Source organism: Bacteroidota bacterium (genome assembly GCA_039821555.1).
Classification (GTDB): Bacteria; Bacteroidota; Rhodothermia; order Rhodothermales; family Rubricoccaceae; genus JBCBEX01.
Window position 1 is genome coordinate 95,926 of the sequence record JBCBNX010000001.1, and the last position, 16,551, is coordinate 112,476.

At 66.4% G+C, this 16,551-nt stretch carries 14 protein-coding genes; 4 read left to right on the plus strand and 10 right to left on the minus strand.

The window, feature by feature from the left end; genetic code table 11:
• Positions 1–16: 16 nt before the first annotated feature.
• The 5 genes from AAFU51_00380 to AAFU51_00400 form a co-directional block, all read right to left on the minus strand.
• A complete protein-coding gene (locus AAFU51_00380) occupies positions 17–928 on the minus strand; it encodes a hypothetical protein (GenBank protein MEO1569703.1) in 912 nt (303 codons plus the stop codon).
• 68 nt (positions 929–996) lie between these two features.
• Entirely contained in the window at positions 997–1,962 is a 966-nt protein-coding gene (locus tag AAFU51_00385) for an MBL fold metallo-hydrolase (protein ID MEO1569704.1), read from the minus strand.
• A 54-nt stretch (positions 1,963–2,016) separates the two neighbouring features.
• Positions 2,017–3,153, minus strand: a complete 1,137-nt coding sequence (locus AAFU51_00390) for an alkene reductase (GenBank protein MEO1569705.1) — start codon at positions 3,151–3,153, stop codon at positions 2,017–2,019.
• Between the two features lie 80 nt (positions 3,154–3,233).
• Positions 3,234–3,692 (minus strand): MarR family transcriptional regulator, encoded by a 459-nt coding sequence (locus AAFU51_00395; GenBank protein MEO1569706.1) that lies wholly within the window; start codon positions 3,690–3,692, stop codon positions 3,234–3,236.
• A 79-nt stretch (positions 3,693–3,771) separates the two neighbouring features.
• On the minus strand, positions 3,772–4,329 hold the full coding sequence (locus tag AAFU51_00400; protein MEO1569707.1) for a carboxymuconolactone decarboxylase family protein: 558 nt from the start codon (positions 4,327–4,329) through the stop codon (positions 3,772–3,774).
• 338 nt (positions 4,330–4,667) lie between these two features.
• On the opposite strand from AAFU51_00400, the gene AAFU51_00405 reads away from it, so the two are divergent.
• From AAFU51_00405 to AAFU51_00415, 3 genes are all read left to right on the plus strand, one after another.
• Entirely contained in the window at positions 4,668–8,198 is a 3,531-nt protein-coding gene (locus AAFU51_00405; protein MEO1569708.1) for a methylmalonyl-CoA mutase family protein, read from the plus strand.
• Between the two features lie 66 nt (positions 8,199–8,264).
• Positions 8,265–8,876 carry a Uma2 family endonuclease gene (locus tag AAFU51_00410; GenBank protein ID MEO1569709.1) on the plus strand — a complete coding sequence of 204 codons (612 nt, stop codon included), beginning with the start codon at positions 8,265–8,267 and terminating at the stop codon, positions 8,874–8,876.
• 79 nt (positions 8,877–8,955) lie between these two features.
• Positions 8,956–10,362, plus strand: coding sequence for a hypothetical protein (locus AAFU51_00415; protein MEO1569710.1), 1,407 nt, complete (start codon positions 8,956–8,958; stop codon positions 10,360–10,362).
• Between the two features lie 122 nt (positions 10,363–10,484).
• On the opposite strand, the gene murF is transcribed toward AAFU51_00415, so the two are convergent.
• The 3 genes from murF to AAFU51_00430 form a co-directional block, all read right to left on the minus strand.
• Complete coding sequence (gene murF / locus AAFU51_00420) at positions 10,485–11,786, minus strand: UDP-N-acetylmuramoyl-tripeptide--D-alanyl-D-alanine ligase (protein MEO1569711.1); 1,302 nt, start codon at positions 11,784–11,786, stop codon at positions 10,485–10,487.
• A 2-nt stretch (positions 11,787–11,788) separates the two neighbouring features.
• Positions 11,789–12,841 (minus strand): D-alanine--D-alanine ligase family protein, encoded by a 1,053-nt coding sequence (locus AAFU51_00425; protein MEO1569712.1) that lies wholly within the window; start codon positions 12,839–12,841, stop codon positions 11,789–11,791.
• Positions 12,842–12,943: 102 nt separating this feature from the next.
• Positions 12,944–13,432: a hypothetical protein gene (locus AAFU51_00430; GenBank protein ID MEO1569713.1), complete on the minus strand. Its 489-nt coding sequence runs from the start codon at positions 13,430–13,432 to the stop codon at positions 12,944–12,946.
• 229 nt (positions 13,433–13,661) lie between these two features.
• Between AAFU51_00430 and AAFU51_00435 the strand changes: the two genes are divergently transcribed.
• Complete coding sequence (locus AAFU51_00435) at positions 13,662–15,026, plus strand: NAD(P)/FAD-dependent oxidoreductase (protein ID MEO1569714.1); 1,365 nt, start codon at positions 13,662–13,664, stop codon at positions 15,024–15,026.
• Positions 15,027–15,098: 72 nt separating this feature from the next.
• Here AAFU51_00435 and apaG read toward each other — a convergent pair whose 3' ends face one another.
• Positions 15,099–15,482 carry a Co2+/Mg2+ efflux protein ApaG gene (apaG, locus tag AAFU51_00440; protein MEO1569715.1) on the minus strand — a complete coding sequence of 128 codons (384 nt, stop codon included), beginning with the start codon at positions 15,480–15,482 and terminating at the stop codon, positions 15,099–15,101.
• Entirely contained in the window at positions 15,482–16,342 is an 861-nt protein-coding gene (locus AAFU51_00445; protein MEO1569716.1) for a BtpA/SgcQ family protein, read from the minus strand. Before AAFU51_00445 ends, apaG begins: the two co-directional genes overlap by 1 nt.
• Positions 16,343–16,551 lie beyond the last annotated feature (209 nt).

The window sequence follows — 16,551 nt, forward strand, 5'->3', positions numbered from 1 at the left end:
GCTACCGACTAGACGCCTACAGTGCGCTCGTAGGGTGCGCACCGGTTGGCATGGCGAAGGCCTCGTCGGACAGGTCAGGCTGGAACGCAATGTCGGTGACGGTGCCCTCGGCCGAGGGCGCGCCGATGCCGTCGCCGGTCCAGGCCCACGAGCGGAAGCCTTCCTGCAGGAGGATGGCGCCTTCCGGCCCCGCGATCGTCTGTGCACCGTCGTAGATCATCAGCTTCTCAGGGTTGAAGCCCCCGTCCGGGAAGAAGGCGGGATAGGAGACGATGTAACGCACGCCGCCGACCTGGTCAGTTTCAGGGTCGAGGAGGAGGTAATAGTAGTCGTCTGGCGCGTCGCCGGTGCCTTCGTCAAAGGTGACGTAGACGAGGTCGTACAGCCGGCCTTCGAAGGTCATCGTCCCTGCCATCTCAAGGTTGACACCAGAGTCGGCGAGGACAAACGGCATGGCGACGAAGTAGTAGGGCGTCAGGCTCCAGAAGCGTGCGTCGGTGGGCAGCGATGCGGTCGTATCACTCACCCAGGCGGTCGTGCCCGTCCAGCCGAAGCGTGGGCCGTCGTCCATGGGCTCGCCCGCGGCGTCGCGCATCAGCGTATGGACGGCCCGGCTGCTGAAGGTGTCGATCGTCTGCTCGGTGTCGATTGGCGCGCCGCCGCCGAGGCGCGAGTAGGCGTATCGGAAGTGCAGCGGACCGTTGCCGTACCACGTCGTCAGCCCGCCATGCGCGTCGATGGCAGCGAGGACGCGCCGTCCGGCTTCTGAGGCGTCGAGTCGGGCTGTGGCTTCAGCAGCGCGGGCCTCGACGGCGGCATCCGACGGCATCGCGAGGGCCGCAGTGTCCGAGGAGGCCAGGTCCGCAGGCGTGTCGGGCGCTTGGCACGCGGTAAGGGAGAGGAGAAGGCCGAGCAGGAAGACGCGCATGGGGAGGACCGCAGAGGAGAACAGGCGCGCCGGACGTACCGACGCGTCTGCAGGGAGATGAACACCAGCTACGGGGCCGTGATGAAGCGAAAGCCCTCGCCTTCACGGATCGCCATGCCGAAGCCGGGGAATGGCATATGCGTGCCCCACACGCGCCCGCCGTCGTCCGAAGCCATGCCATAGAGCATGCGCCGCGTCGCGACCGTCTGCTCCGGGACGGTGTCGTAGGCGAAGATCCACTCCGGGCGCGCAAACGTGGCGACGTAGTGGTTGGCAGCGTCTGCCGTAACGAGCAGGCTCGCGTCGCCCGAGGCGATCTGGAAGGCCATGTGGCCAGGCGTGTGCCCCGGCGCCGCCTTGGCCGTGATACCCTCGGCGAGCGACGCGCCGTCGTCGAAGAGCGACAGCACTCCCGCATCCATCAACGGTTGTAGCACCCCAAGCGCCATCGCGACGCCCTGGTTGGCCTGCGCGTTGTCGCCCGGCTCATAGCCGTCGAGAAACGTCTTCTCGGGGGCGGGGAAGTGATAGGACGCGTTCGGGAACGTCGGTGCGCCGTCACGCACCATGCCGCCGACATGGTCGCCGTGGAAGTGCGAGATCACCACCTTGTCGATGTCGCCCGGGGAGAGGCCGGCGCCTGCCAGGCCGTTGAGCAGCTGCCCGTTCTCGCCGCCCACGCCCGTGTCGATAAGCACGCGCTCACCGCCGGTCTCCAGGAGCAGCACGTTCACGGCTGTTGCGGCATTGTCGGTCGGAAGGTTGTGCGCGGCGAGAAGGTCCTGGATCGCACCCTCTTCGGCGTTCGTGGCAAACGCGGCAGGCGGGATATTGAAGACGGTGTCGAGGAAGACGTGGGCTGTGATGTCACCAATCTCGGCGCGGTAGTACGGTGTGGGCGTCGCGCCGTGGTCGTCGGGATGCGAGGCCACGGGCCACGGGGTGCTGGCAAAGACGGCAGGGGCAGCGGCCGTGCCGAGTCCGAGGAGGCCAAGTCCGCGCAGGGCGTCGCGGCGGGAGACAGAGGAGGACATGCGTGTAACGAGGGTTGATGAGGGGACGGTAGAAGAGAAGGCAGGGCTTGAAGGTCAGGCGACCTTTGCTTGGGTGAGGGGACGGACCTCCACGTCAGAGGCGTGCCAGAGCGGATAGTCTGTGTAGCCAGCGGCACCGCCGCCGTAGTACGTGCGCGGGTTGGCCGTCGCAATGGGGGCGTCGAGCCCGGCGGCCTGCGCGGCGAAGCGGAGCGGAAGGTCGGGGTTGGCGATGAACGGGCGGCCGTAGGCGATCAGGTCGGCCTGACCGTCGCGCACCGACCGTTCGCCGTCCGTGCGGTCGTAGTCGCCGTTGGCGATCACGGTGCGCGGGAAGCGTTGGCGCGCAAGCCGGATAAAGTCGGGCTGCCCATCTTGAGCGGTGCCCATGTAGCGATTCGGGCGCATCGCGTGGACGTAGGCGAGGCCCGCGTCGGCCATCCGCTCGATGGCGAAACCGAACGTAGCCACGGGGTCGTCGTCTACGACGCCGTTTGCCCCGGTCCCGAACGAGAAGCGCACGCCCACACGGTCGGCGTCCCACTCCTGTAAGATCGCCTCGGTGACGTCGAGCAGAAACCGAACGCGGTTGGGGACGGAGCCGCCGTAGGCGTCGGTGCGCGTGTTGGTGCCGCTCGCGAGGAATTGCTCGATGAGGTAGCCGTTGGCCGCGTGGATCTCGACGCCGTCGAAGCCCGCCCGCTTGGCGTTGGCTGCGCCGATCCGGAAGGCCTCGACCGTCTCGGCGATCTCGTCGACCGAGAGCGGGTGCGGCACCTCATAGTCCGCCTTCGAGCCGTCCGGGAGCGGGACGCGCTTGCCCGCGATCGGAATCGGCGAGGGCGCGACCGGGAGCTTGCCGTCGAGGAACGCTGAGTGCGACCGCCGCCCGACGTGCCAGAGCTGCAGCACGATACGGCCGCCCACGGCGTGCACGAGGTCTGTGACTGCGCGCCAGGCCGCTACTTGCGCGTCGCTATGGATGCCGGGCGTGTCTGGGTAGCCCACACCGCGCGGCGTCACCTGCGTGGCCTCGGCGATGAGCAGGCCCGCTGCAGCGCGCTGTGCGTAGTACGTCGGCGCGAGGACGTTGGGGATGTGATCCGGATGTCGGCTGCGCGTCAGCGGGGCCATCACCAGCCGGTTGGGCAGCGTAAGCGGACCGAGCCGGTAGGGTGTGAGCAGCTTCAAGAGGGTAGAGGTGCGATGAGTAGAAGAAAGGCGAACACGGCGCGTTCAGGACGGACACCGCGCAGGACGTACGCTAGCCGTCAGGCTGTGAGTTGGTCGAGCAGATCCGCAACCCGGTTGGCGTCGGCGTCGGAGAGGGCCTGGGTAACCTGGTCGAGCGCGTCCACGCGCGCGTCGATCTCGGCGAGTAGGGCGTCGCCTGTGTCGGTCAGCGCCACCACGACGCGACGGCGGTCGGTGTCGCTGGGGCGCTTCTCGACCAGCCCGCGTCCTTCGAGCCGTGCGACCAGCCGCGACGTGTCCGAGCCTCGGTCGAGCATGCGCTCGCGGATGCACTTCGTGCTCAGCGGGACGCCAGGCGCCCGTCGCTCCTGACCGCGGAGAATGCGCAGGACGTTGAACTGGGGCTGGGTCAGCCCGTGCGGCGTGAGGAACGCGTTGAATTCCTCCTTGAGCCACGCCGCCGAGCGCAGCAGCGTCGCCCGCAGGCGATGGTGCGGACTGGTGAAGCGGGCGTCGGAACGAGGAAGAGTTGCCATGAGACTGGGAAAACACGGAGACGTGGGCCGGGCACGACGGGGCGTACCCGACCCACACAGGAAGCCTGCTTCCGGAGACTTAGGCCGCAATGGCTTCGGGCAGTGCCTTGGCAGCGGGGAAGTCGACGGGGAGGTCCGTGGCGTTGTGGAGGTAGTTCGAGAGCGTCTTGACGGAGATGAGCGCGACGAGATCCACGAAGTGCGCCTGCGCATAGCCCGCATCGAAGAAGGCGTCGACGAGCGTGGCATCGGGGCGACCCTGCGTCTTCACAAAGGATCGCGTGAGACGGGTGAGCACACCAAGCTTCGGGTCGTTGATGGTGCCAGCGCGGAGATCGAACGTCTGCGCTTCGCTGAAGCCGTTCATCTTGGCCAGCGCGGTGTGCGCGGCGAGGCAGTACGAGCACGCGTTGACTTCGCTCGTGGTGAGGTAGACGGCCTGCACCTCGCGGTTGGTGAAGCGTGCGTTCTCGATGGCGTGCGCGAAGGCGAGGTTGGTCTGGAAAGCCTCAGGCGAGGACGCTTCGAAGGCGTAGAGGTTGGGGACCATCCCGATCTGCTGCTGGATCTGTTCCAGCGTCGCACGGGCGCCGGCGTCGATGATCTGGTCGAGAGTGGGAACGGAGAACGTTGCCATGGGAGGGCGTGTGTTGGGTTGAAGATAGGTGGAGCAACATCGAAGTCGCAACATCAATTGTGCTAGTTGGACGGCGTATTGCGCAGAGCCCTTACCCGTGCCGTCGAAAAAACGAAAGGCTGCCCCACGACGCATGGGCACATCGACACCTGCCCGTGCTCTAAGTCAACGCCTCTGCACATCGTTACCCCCGCTCATCCGATTGCCGCCGCCCGACCGATGCGAAGTCGAGCGCGTCGCGTGCGGTCGGGAAATTTCGAGCAGGCTGAACCGTTTCGACCGGCGAGGCAGGATATCTTCCGGGAGTGGTAGCGCTTCCAATCTCATTTCCGATCGACATGGCCGATCTCCCCACGACTGCTCAGATCACCGCCGCACAGGCCCGGACCCACCCCGTCCGCTTCGTCACGGCTGCGAGCCTGTTTGACGGGCACGACGCTGCCATCAACATCATGCGGCGCATCCTCCAGCAGCAGGGGGCCGAGGTGATCCACCTCGGCCACGACCGCTCCGTCCTCGATCTCGTGGAAACGGCCATCCAGGAGGACGCCGACGGCATCGCCGTGTCATCCTACCAGGGCGGGCACAACGAGTACTTCCGCTACATGGTCGACCTCCTGCGCGAGCGAGGCGCGGGCCACATCAAGGTCTTCGGCGGCGGCGGCGGCGTCATCGTCCCGGAGGAAATCGCCGAGTTGGAGGCCTACGGTGTGGCGAAGATCTACAGCCCCGAGGACGGCATGCGCCTCGGCCTCGAAGGCATGATCGCGGACATGATCGCGAAGGCAGGGGATAGGGAAGTAGGGAGAGGGGACGGGGACGACGGTGACGAGAACCAAACACCGCGCCACCGTGACACCGCGACACGGCTGCACCCCTCCGATGTCCAGGCCGTCGCCGAGGCCCTCACCGCGGTCGAGCTTCAGGCCACCGAGCCTAGCGGAGATGGAGCGCCACTCCCCACCTCCCACACCCCCGCACGCCCACACGTCACCGCACCCCCACACGTCACCGCGCCAGTGCTGGGCATCACCGGCACGGGCGGCGCAGGCAAGAGCACGCTGACCGACGAACTCGTCCGGCGCTTCCTCACCGACTTCGAGGACCTCCGCATCGCGATCCTCTCCGTCGACCCGACGCGGCGGCGCACGGGCGGGGCGCTCCTCGGCGACCGCATCCGGCTCAACAGCCTCTACGGCGACCTCGCCCGCGACGCTGACGGCCGCGCCCGTGTCTACATGCGCTCGTTCGCCACGCGGCAGGCACACCGCGCCACGAGCCAGGCGCTCCGCGATGCCATCGGCGTGTGCCAGGCGGCGGGCTTTGACCTCGTGATCGTGGAGACCGCCGGCATCGGGCAGAGCGACACCGAGGCCGTCGACCTCGCCGACCTCACGCTATATGTCATGACGCACGACTTCGGCGCGCCGACGCAGCTCGAAAAGATCGGGATGCTCGACCTCGCCGACGTGGTGGCGCTCAACAAGTTCGAGCGGCGCGGCTCCGAGGACGCCCTCCGCGCCATCAAGAAGCAGATGCAGCGCAACCGCGCCGCCTTCGACCGCAGCCCCGACGCCATGCCCGCCTTCCCGACGATGGCGGCGCGCTTCAACGACCCCGGCGTGACGGGCCTCTACCTCGCGCTCCTCGACCGCCTCAACGACGCGCACGGCTTCGGCCGTACCTCGGCCACGTTCGGCACCGAGAGCCTGCCGCCGATGGATCCCGAGGCGCTCGCCATCCTCCCGCCGAAGCGCCAGCGCTACCTCGCCGAGATCGCCGACACCTGCCGCACCTACCACCAGCACGCCGAGCAACTGGCCGAAGTCGCGCGTATGTGGGGCGAGGCGAAAGGGGCGCGCCACCAGGTGCAGGCCTGGGCGCCGCCAGACGCCGCGCAGCTCACCGCACGCCTCGACGACATGGTCGACCACTGGTGGAGCCAACTCGATGCGCGCAGCCGCCATCTGCTGGAGCACTGGGATGCAAACGCCGCGCGCTACCGCCAGGACGAGTTCGTCTACCAGGTGCGCGGGCGCGACATCCGCCAACCGCTCTACCACACCACGCTCTCCGGCACGAAGGTGCCGCGCGTCGCCCTGCCGCGCCTTTCCGACGCGGGCGACCGGCTCCGCTTCGCGCTCCTCGAAAACCTCCCCGGCTACTTCCCCTACACGGCGGGCGTCTTCCCGCTCAAGCGCACCGGCGAGGACCCGACGCGCATGTTCGCGGGCGAGGGCAGCCCGGAACGCACCAACCGCCGCTTCCATCTTGTCAGCGAGGGTATGCCCGCCGCACGCCTCTCGACGGCGTTCGACAGCGTGACGCTCTACGGCCGCGACCCACATGAGCGCCCCGACATCTTTGGTAAGGTGGGCAACGCGGGCGTCTCGGTCTGCACGCTCGACGACATGAAGAAGCTCTACTCCGGCTTCGACCTCTGCGCGCCGACGACGTCCGTTTCGATGACGATCAACGGCCCTGCGCCGATGCTCCTGGCGATGTTCATGAACACCGCCATCGACCAGCAAGTCGAGCGCTACCTCCAGGAAGAGGGCCGCGTTCCCGAGGCAAAGGCCGTGCTCGCGAAGCGCGGGCGGCGGAAGTATGTCCCCTACGGCCCGACTGGCATCGCCGAGGGCCTGCCGCCCAACCACGACGGCTTCGGGCTCGGTCTGCTCGGCATCAGCGGCCCCGAACTCGTGGCAGAGGGCGTGCTGAGCCAGGAGGAGTACGACGACCTCGCAGCAAGGGCGCTCGCCTCCGTGCGGGGGACGGTCCAGGCCGACATCCTAAAGGAAGACCAAGCGCAGAACACCTGCATCTTCTCGACCGAGTTTGCGCTGCGGATGATGGGCGACATCCAGCAGTACTTCATCGACCACGGCGTCCGCAACTTCTACAGCGTCTCGATCTCGGGCTACCACATCGCCGAGGCGGGCGCCAACCCGATCACGCAGCTCGCCTTCACGCTCGCCAACGGCTTCACGTTCGTGGAGTACTACCGCGCGCGCGGCATGGACGTGGACGCCTTCGCGCGCAACCTGTCGTTCTTCTTCTCGAACGGCATGGACGCCGAGTACGCCGTGCTCGGCCGCGTCGCCCGCCGCATCTGGTCCGTGGCCATGCGCGACCTCTACGGCGCCGACGACCGCAGCCAGAAGCTGAAGTACCACATCCAGACGTCCGGCCGCAGCCTGCACGCGCAGGAGATCGACTTCAACGACATCCGCACCACGCTCCAGGCGCTGATGGCGATCTACGACAACTGCAACAGCCTCCACACCAACGCCTACGACGAGGCGATCACGACGCCGACTGAGGAGTCGGTCCGCCGCGCTATCGCGATCCAGCTCATTATCAACCGCGAACTCGGCCAGGCGAAGAACGAGAACCCGCTCCAGGGCAGCTTCCTCATCGACGAGTTGACCGACCTCGTGGAAGAGGCCGTGCTCGTCGAGTTCGAGCGGATCAGCGAGCGCGGCGGCGTCCTCGGCGCTATGGAGACGATGTACCAGCGCGGCAAAATCCAGGAGGAGTCGATGCTCTACGAGCACCGCAAGCACACCGGCGACCTGCCCGTGGTAGGCGTGAACACGTTCCAGAATCCGAATGCGGAGGAGCACGCGCAGACCGTCGAACTGATGCGCTCCTCGGACGACGAGAAGCAGCACCAGATCCGCAACCTCCGCGCCTTCCAGGACCGCTACACGGACCGGGCCGAGGCTGCGCTCATGCACCTCATGGACGTAGCCCGCGAGGGCGGTAACACGTTCGCGGCGCTCATGGACGCCGTCCGCGTGTGCTCGCTCGGTCAGATCACCGAAGCGCTCTTCGAGGTAGGCGGGCAGTACCGGCGCAATATGTAGGCATGGCGGAGCGAGCTGCGTCTGCGTACGTTGGGGCTCCGTTGTCTACAGCTGCCCGTGTCCGTCATGCCTGCCGCCGTCCAGCGCCACCGGCGTTACACCGAGGAGGAATACCACGAGATCGACCGCAACGCGCCGAACGGCGTGCGCTACGAGTTCTGGGACGGCATCATCTGGCCCGTCAATGGCTACGAGCCCGATGGGGTCACGGCCCTGGCCGGAGTAGTGCCGGAGCACAACCAACTCAAAGACACCATCTGTCGTGAGCTTGGAAAGCGGCTGACGCGTCGAGGCTGCCGTGCACTATCCTCGGACCAGAACGTGACGACAGGCGAGGTCGGACGCTACTCCTACCCTGAAGTCGCGGTGGCACACCGCCCGGAGGACGACGACAGCCGGCCGCGCATCCTCCTCAACCCAGAACTGGTCGTTGAGGTGTCGTCGGAGTCGACGGCCAAGGTGGACCGGGGCGAGAAGCTCGTGCGCTACATGTCATTGCCGACCGTACCGGAAGTCTGGTTGGTGGACCCAGGCCGTCCGCTCGTCTTGCAGAATCTCCGACCCCCGAGGGCGACGACGACTGGCAACTCCGCGCCTACCTGGGCCTGGATGCAGTCGTCCGGTCCTAGGCGTTCGCGGTGGAGGCTCCGCTGCGCAACCTCTACTCGTTACTCCTAGACGACGAGCAGACCTGAGTCGAACCCAAAAGATCTGTCAACGGCGTCCTGATGCTGAGAACACATACTTGACCACGCCGATGCTCGCTATCTGGGCTGCCCTGTTCACGCTATCGCTCCCGGCGGAGTCCTCGACGATCACGGCGGAGCGCATCGACGTCTTCGATCCCCTCACCGGAGCGTACCTCGGATCGGAGCAGACCTACCTCGGTCCCGACGGCCGTCGGCTTCGCCTCGACGTAACGGACGCCGACGGCGCGTCCACCCTGCTGCTCTTCGTGCTCCACGACCAAGACGGCCGCGAGGCAGAGGCGATCTATTTCGAGAGCGGCGAGCTGACCCCTTACCGAGAGACGTTCACCTACGCCGACGATGGGCCACTGCTCACGACGACGTATTACTCAGAGCTAGGCGACGTCACGGGTTGGACCGAAGCCGACCTCGACGCGGACGGCCGCGAGGTTCGCAAGCGATACTATCGCGCCGACAGCTCGCAGTATGGCGAAGAAGACGTGCTGTGGAACACCGACGAGACGAAGCGCGGGTGGGACTTCCGGCGAATCGAGCGCAGCGGCGCCGCTGCGTCCGACGGAGTGGCCTCGTTCCGCTACGCCTACCAGGCGTTCGACGGAGCAGGTCGCTGGACGATCCGTACGCGAAGTCGCGACGGAGTGGCAGAGCGCGTCGAGGCTCGGACGCTGGCCACAACCGATAGGCCGCGCCCATTCATGACGGCGGCCCCGCTGGCACCGGGAACGATCAGCACGAGCGCGTCGGAAACCTCCCCGTCGTTCTCCCGCGACGGCCGGGTTATGGTGTTCGCACGGTACGGTGACGACTGGTCTGAGAAAATCCCGTTCGTCGCCCGGTTGACTGACGATGGCTGGGGTGTGGAGCGGATTCCTGGCGTCGGCCCCGTCTACAACCTCGCGGTATCGCCGGACGGCGAGAGGGTGGTGTATGCAGTCGGATCGAACGGCCCGCTCCTGCAGGTTCGCTACGAGGAGGGGACGTGGTCGGAGCCAGAGAGCCTGACCGCGCAGTATGGCGTGAGCGGTTCGTACCCCGCGCTGACCGACGCCGGCGACTTGCTCGTCTACAAGTCCGATGGAAGTGCTGGCAACGGCATCTATGTCGCCCGGCGTCGTGGAGAGGGACTCGGCCCAAACGCCCCGCTGTATGTTCCGGACGAGGGGACGACATTCGACGGGGTCGTGTCCTCGGTGGATGAGGCGCTCCTCGTGACGCGGTGCCTCGACGACGTGTGCGACCCCGGAGACCTGAACGGGGTATGGGCCGTTGAACTCGGCGTGCCCGAGGGGCCCACCGCCCGAAAGATCGCCGCGCTCCCTTACGTCTGGGGCGTCCAGCCCGTCGAAGCGCTAAGATTGCTTGTCTTCACGGATGGGGAGGACATCCTGGCCGTTCCCCTCGAAGCGGCAGGTCTCAGCGGACGCGCCAACGAACAGCAGTCGGTTTCGCGGTAGATCGCAGCGGAACGTGGAAGCGTCAGAGCGCGGCACACGAGTAATGCCACACTGCATGGATAACTCCAGATGGATTTGTGCTCTGCACGGCGCGGCTGTTCGCTCCGCTGCGGTGAGATAGCCTACGCGATTTGCTTCCAACTCGTCGACTGGCGCGGGAGGTGGTCCGCCGCGTCAAGGTCGGGGTGGAGCAGCGCCTCGGAGACGCGCTCCATGCGCATGCCCTGCGAGCCCTTCACGAGCGCTACGTCGCCCTCGGCGACCAGGAGCGTACCAGCGTTGATAGCCTCAGCGATGGCCGCGGACGTCTCGTGGGTGGTGACCGACGAGCGCCGGTCGTCTAGAAAGCTAGCCGCTGCCTTCGCCATGCGTGGCCCCACGGTGTGCACATGATCGGCCATCTCGACAGCCGCATTGAGCACCTCGACATGCTGGGCGACTTCCTGATCACCGAGTTCGAGCATGTCGCCGAGGAAGGCGATCCGGCGGCTGGCCTCGTGGTCGCGGAGCACGCGTAGCGCGGCGCGGACGGGGTCGGGCGAGGCGTTGTAGGTGTCGTCGATAAGCGTGCTGCCGTTGATGCCGCGTAGGCGGTTGAGGCGGCCTTTCTCGGGCTTGATCTTCGCGAGCCCGGCGTTGATCTGCGCGTTGGTCATGCCGAGGGCCTGCCCGGCACCGTAGGCGGCGAGCGCCGTCAGGACAGCGTGGTCGCCTAGGAGCGGAAGGTCGGCGCTGATGAGGGCAGGGCGGAGGTCATTGTCCTTGCTCGTCCCGTAGTAGACGCTACGCCCGTCGTTGACGGCGGCCATCTGGCGCACGCGGGGGTCGTCGCCGTTGAGGATCGCCGTGCCGTCGCGGTCGAGGGCGCGAACCAGTTCCGACTTCTCGCGCTGTACGCCCTCGATGCTGCCGAACGTCTCGACGTGGACGCCGCGCACGTTAGTGATGACCGAGACGGTGGGCGGGAAGTAGGCGCACAGTTCCTTCAGGTCGCCCATGAGCCGCGCGCCCATCTCCAGCACCATCACCGTGTCGGGCGCGATGGTGCGGTTGAGAATGAGCAGCGCCAGGCCGAGCGGCGTGTTACGGTTGCCCTCCGACGCCACGACGGGGAACGCTTCCGCGAGTACCGCTTCGAGCGCGGCTCGCGTGGTCGTCTTGCCGACGGAGCCTGTGATCGCCACGATAGCGGGCCGCACCGCGGCGATTTTCGCCTGCGCCTCCGCAACGAGGTAGGCGACGCTGTCCTCGACGTGTGTCACCGTGACGCCTTCGGGTACCTCCACTGCGCGCTCGACGACCACGCCGACTGCACCCCTCACGGCGGCCTGGGCTACGAAGTCGTGCCCGTCGTGCGTCTCGCCGCGAATGGCGACGAAGGTGTCACCGGGCTGGATCGTCCGTGTATCTGTAGAGAAGGCCATAGCTATCGGTTCGTAGAAAGCGCTTCGTCACGCGTGTGGCGCTGAAGCGCGAGATTGATCAGCGTGGCGAGGAGGTCGGGGAGCAGGAGGCCGCTCTCGGCCCACATCACCGGATACATGCTCCGCGCGGTGAAGCCGGGGATCGTGTTGATCTCGTTGACGAACACGGCGCCGTCGTCGGCGAGGAAGCAGTCGACGCGAGCGAGGCCTTCGCAGCCAAGCGTGCGCGCCGCGTCGAGGGCGAGAGCGCGAATCTGCTCGGCGGTTGTAGCGGGAAGGTCGGCGGGGACCTGCATCCGCGCCGCGACCGGGTCGAGGTACTTCGCCTCGTATGTATAGAACTGGGCCGTGTTGACGATCTCGCCCGGCATAGACGCGCGCATCGGGGCGCCCTCGCCGTGAAGGTTACCGAGGACCGCGACTTCGATCTCGCGGCCGTGGATCGCCGTCTCAACGAGCACCTTATGGTCGTACTGCAGCGCGTCGTCAAGGGCAGCCTGGAAGTCGTCCGCGTCCGCGATTTTGGAGGTACCCACCGAGGAGCCTGAGTTCGCGGGCTTCACGAATAAGGCCGGGCCGAGTTCGTCCGCGACCTGGTCATAGTCGGCAACGTCGCCGCGCCGGACGAGGTGGAACGGTACGATGGGGAGTCCCGCGTCGCGGAGCATGCGCTTGGTGACCTCCTTGTCCATGCATGCCGCCGAGGCAAGCACATCCGGGCCGACGTACGGCAGCCCGAGCGTCTGGAGAAAGCCCTGCACGCGTCCGTCCTCGCCGTTCTGCCCGTGCAGCATCGGGATCACCACGTCGAGGCCCCAGGTGCCGACGTGCCCGATCTCATCTTCCAGGGCAGCTCCATCGAGAGCGCCTACGGTAGCGGTCCTGTGCCAATGGCCGGTACGGTCGATACAGATCGCCTCGACGCGGTAGCGACTGGGCTGGGCAACGAGTGCCTCGTGGACGTTGCGAGCGGAGAGGATCGAGACATCGTGCTCGGAGGAGCGACCGCCGTAGAGGAGGCCGACCCGGACCGGGCCGTCGGTAGCAGGGGGCATTGAGGGGTGAGCGAAGCGCGGAGGCAGCGAGCCGAAAACTACGCGCAACGAAAAGCGGTCCGCCGGATGCACCAGCGGACCGCTTGGGGAAACAGACGGGGCTTAGCGCCAGCCCGCGCAGCCGGCAGGCTCATCAGGGACCGGGCCGTCGGGCACCCAGAAGCCTTCGAGGCGACGGATGGTGCGGAACGTCATGCACTCCTCGTCGGCGCCGTAGACGTGGGACTGCACCATCAAGTCGGGGTATCGCTTGGACGCGATTTGGACATAAGGTCGGGATGAGTTTTCACCCCGGATCCAGCGGTAGGCGTCGTCGTCGTGAAAGTCGAGCGGCGTGCCGTTCTGGTAGCGCTCGAAGCCGAGGGCTTCCGCTGTGACGCCGTTGAGGTACTGCGCGCTGTTGCCCCCGGCCATCGCGCTCGGGGAGGCGCGCCAGGCAAAGGCCTTCGCCGCCACCGAGACCGCTTCCTGGGCCATGTTGTCGTAGGCGTTGCGCTCGCCCAACTCATCGAACAAGTTCAACCCCGTGTTGATCGCCAGCAACGTGGCGATGATGCCGAGGACGATGAGGAGCAGTTGTTGTTTGCCCATGGGAGGTTGCGAAACGGAAGATGGAGAATCGTAGTCAATTGGCGGGCGAACCGCCGTGTGCACGCGGCTACGGTTCTCCGCGCAAGGTGCGTGCCGTTCCTCGAACCAGCGAAAAGTCTGGACGCCGCGTCTTCGCATGAGGCAAACAACCTAGTGACCTCGGAGACGTACGCCGTACTGATCGCGTCCATAGGCACCATCCAACAACTAGGTACACCGCCGCAACGTCATGGCAACATCCGCTACCGCCATCCGCAGCACCGACGGACAACTCAGCGCCGAGGGCTTGGTCCACCGGCCTCGCATCGTTGTCATCGGCTCGGGCCACGCAGGACTTGAAGCATGCAAGGCCCTCAGTGGCGAGGACGTGGACGTGCTGATGGTGGACCGAAACAACTACCACAAATTCCAGCCGCTCCTCTATCAGGTTGCCACATCAGGCCTGCAGACCGGACACATCTGCATGCCGGTTCGCCACATCTTCCAGCAGCAGGACAACTTCGACTTCCGTCTCGCCACCGTCCTCGGTGTCGATCTGGAAGCGCAGCTCGTGCACGTCGAAGAGGGGCCGCCGATCCACTACGACTCGCTCATCATTGGGGCGGGCGCTTCGGTGGCCTATTACGGCGTCGAGGGTGCCGAGGAACACGGCTTCCCCCTGAAAAACGTCGCCGATGCCGTCGAGCTGCGTGCGCACGTGCTGCGTTGCTTCGAGGAAGCGAACCGCAATCCGGCGTTGATCGAGGGTGGGGTGCTCAACTTTGTCATCGTCGGTGGCGGCCCGACGGGCGTGGAGATGGCCGGGGGCCTACGCGAGCTCTTCGACCAGGTGCTGCGCAAGGACTTTCCGGGACTCGACCTCAACCGCGTCCGCGTGATCCTACTTGAGCGTGCGGACGCGCTGATGCTGCCCTACAAGGCGGACCTGCAGGTCTACACAAAGGACGCCCTCGAACATATCGGCGTGGATGTGCGCCTAGAGACGGCTGTGACGGAGGTCACGCCCACCGAGGTGCGTCTCGCGGATGGGACGGCCATTCTGACGCAGACGCTCATCTGGGCCGCAGGCGTGCGGGCGAATCCACTCGCGGATGTACTGTCAGAGACGGAGGGCATCGAACAGACGCGGGGGGGACGGCTGGTCACCGACGAATACCTCCGGCTTCCGATGCACCCCAATGTCTTCGTGGCCGGCGATATTGCAGGAGCGGCAGACCCTCAGGGCGTGCTCTATCCACAGGTCGCACAGGTAGCCATCCAGCAGGGGATCCAGGCTGCGGGGAACGCGATACGCGCACACCGCGGCCTCGGCCCGGAGGCCTTCGTCTACAACGACCTTGGCATGATGGCTACAATCGGACGCAACCGAGCGATCCTCGAATTGCCCAACGGGACGGGCATGAAGGGCTTCGTCGCGTGGTGTGCGTGGGTGTTCGTCCACGTCGTCAAGCTGGCTGGCTTCCGCAACCAGGTCGCGGTTTTCTTTTCGTGGGTCTACTCCTACATCACCTGGGACCGTACGCCTCGCCTGATCATTGACGTGGAGCCTGAGACAGACGAGATCCAGGAGCCTGCGCTGTCCGTGACTGGCTAGAGATCCTATGCTGCCGAAGATCGCACTCGGCTCCAGTGAGCCACAACCGGTTCGGTGTAGTCGAGTGCGCTGCTAGTTCGCTCGCGCGGCGAGGTAGAACCGTGGAATCTGCGCGCGAAAGCGCTCGCCATTCTCGCGCTGCATCAGGTAGCTCCCTTCCATCGTGCCGGTGAAGGTTTCCAGCACGCAAAACGATTGGTACTCGTGGACATCGCCGGGGCCGAGGACGGGTTGCTCGCCCACAACCCCTTCGCCTTCCACCTCGGTGCGCTTACCTGTGCTGTCGGTGATGATCCAGTGGCGTCGCAGCAATTGGACCTCGCCGTGCGCGTCATTCTCGATCCGGACGAAATAGGCGAACACGAACCTCCCACCTAGTGCCTCGGAATCCCCGTCGAGGTAGACCGGGCGGACGGCAATGGTGATGCCTTCCGTCGTGGCAGCGTAAGACACCATCAGCGGAGGTCACGCACGGCGGCGTTCTCACGCCCGCGGACGTACTCGATGGTGCCGATGAGGCTGCGCACGCGTTCCTCGCACACCGGGGCGTTCCAGCGACCGCCTTCCTTGAAGGCACTGCCGATGATAAAGCCGTCGGCGAGGCGCGCGTAGTCTTCGAAGTTGTCGCGGTCGAGGCCTGAGCCGATGAAGAGCGGCAGGTCCGACACGGCGCGCACCTCTTCGAGGTCGCTCACGTCAGGAGCCAGGCCCGTCGAAGAGCCGGTGACCACGAGGCCGTCGGCACGGTGGAGCGCCATCGTCTGTGCGATGTCTGCGATCGAGAGGTCGGCCGTCCACGCGTGGGCCGCATGCTTTTTCTTGATGTCGCACAAGACCGGGATGTGGTCGGCCCCGATGGCACGCCGGTAGCGGAGGACGCGGCCTGCCTGCGCATCGGCGATGCCTTTGTCGGACACGTGCGCGTAGGTCCAGCCTTCGGCGCGCACGAAGTCGCAGCCTGCAGCGCGGGCCACAGCCAGCGCGGTCTTGTTGGCCTGGAAGAGAACCTGGATCCCCACGGGCATGTCGCGAACGCGGCGCTTGACCTCCGAGGCGACGCGCGTCATGAACGCTGCTACCTCCGGCCCGTGCTCGCGCTCGTGCACGCACGGGAAGTCGTGCATGTTTTCCACCAGCAGCGCATCGACGCCGAGCTCTTGGTAGACCATCGCCTCCATGAGTGCGCGCTCGACAGCACAATCGACGGAGCGGCAGCCGCACGTGTCAGACCCAGGAGCGCCGGGCGTTGGCCCGGTGTGGATCATGCCGATGACGGGCTTGGGCCGGGGGAAGAGGTCGAGCACCGGATGCGACATAGGAGGGCGTGTGTTGGCCAGGGTAGCAGGGGCAGCATGCGTAGGCGGACGCAAAGCGGTGATACGAGTTAAATAGGGGCTCGATGCCGCTGTTCCGTGAAGCTCGATGCACTCGGTGCCCACCAGTGCAGCCGGTGCCCACCAGTGCAGCCGGTGCCCACCAGTGCAGCCGGTGCCCACCAGTGCAGCCGGTGCCCACCAGTGCAGCC

What these genes read in the sequence shown, in the direction of transcription:
- AAFU51_00400 (MEO1569707.1), bottom strand. Translation starts at nt 4,329, where the DNA reads ATGGCAACGTTCTCCGTTCCCACTCTCGACCAGATCATCGACGCCGGC.
- AAFU51_00395 (MEO1569706.1), bottom strand. Translation starts at nt 3,692, where the DNA reads ATGGCAACTCTTCCTCGTTCCGACGCCCGCTTCACCAGTCCGCACCAT.
- AAFU51_00405 (MEO1569708.1), top strand. Translation starts at nt 4,668, where the DNA reads ATGGCCGATCTCCCCACGACTGCTCAGATCACCGCCGCACAGGCCCGG.
- AAFU51_00415 (MEO1569710.1), top strand. Translation starts at nt 8,956, where the DNA reads ATGCTCGCTATCTGGGCTGCCCTGTTCACGCTATCGCTCCCGGCGGAG.
- murF (MEO1569711.1), bottom strand. Translation starts at nt 11,786, where the DNA reads ATGGCCTTCTCTACAGATACACGGACGATCCAGCCCGGTGACACCTTC.
- AAFU51_00410 (MEO1569709.1), top strand. Translation starts at nt 8,265, where the DNA reads ATGCCTGCCGCCGTCCAGCGCCACCGGCGTTACACCGAGGAGGAATAC.
- AAFU51_00445 (MEO1569716.1), bottom strand. Translation starts at nt 16,342, where the DNA reads ATGTCGCATCCGGTGCTCGACCTCTTCCCCCGGCCCAAGCCCGTCATC.
- AAFU51_00385 (MEO1569704.1), bottom strand. Translation starts at nt 1,962, where the DNA reads ATGTCCTCCTCTGTCTCCCGCCGCGACGCCCTGCGCGGACTTGGCCTC.
- AAFU51_00380 (MEO1569703.1), bottom strand. Translation starts at nt 928, where the DNA reads ATGCGCGTCTTCCTGCTCGGCCTTCTCCTCTCCCTTACCGCGTGCCAA.
- AAFU51_00430 (MEO1569713.1), bottom strand. Translation starts at nt 13,432, where the DNA reads ATGGGCAAACAACAACTGCTCCTCATCGTCCTCGGCATCATCGCCACG.
- AAFU51_00425 (MEO1569712.1), bottom strand. Translation starts at nt 12,841, where the DNA reads ATGCCCCCTGCTACCGACGGCCCGGTCCGGGTCGGCCTCCTCTACGGC.
- apaG (MEO1569715.1), bottom strand. Translation starts at nt 15,482, where the DNA reads ATGGTGTCTTACGCTGCCACGACGGAAGGCATCACCATTGCCGTCCGC.
- AAFU51_00435 (MEO1569714.1), top strand. Translation starts at nt 13,662, where the DNA reads ATGGCAACATCCGCTACCGCCATCCGCAGCACCGACGGACAACTCAGC.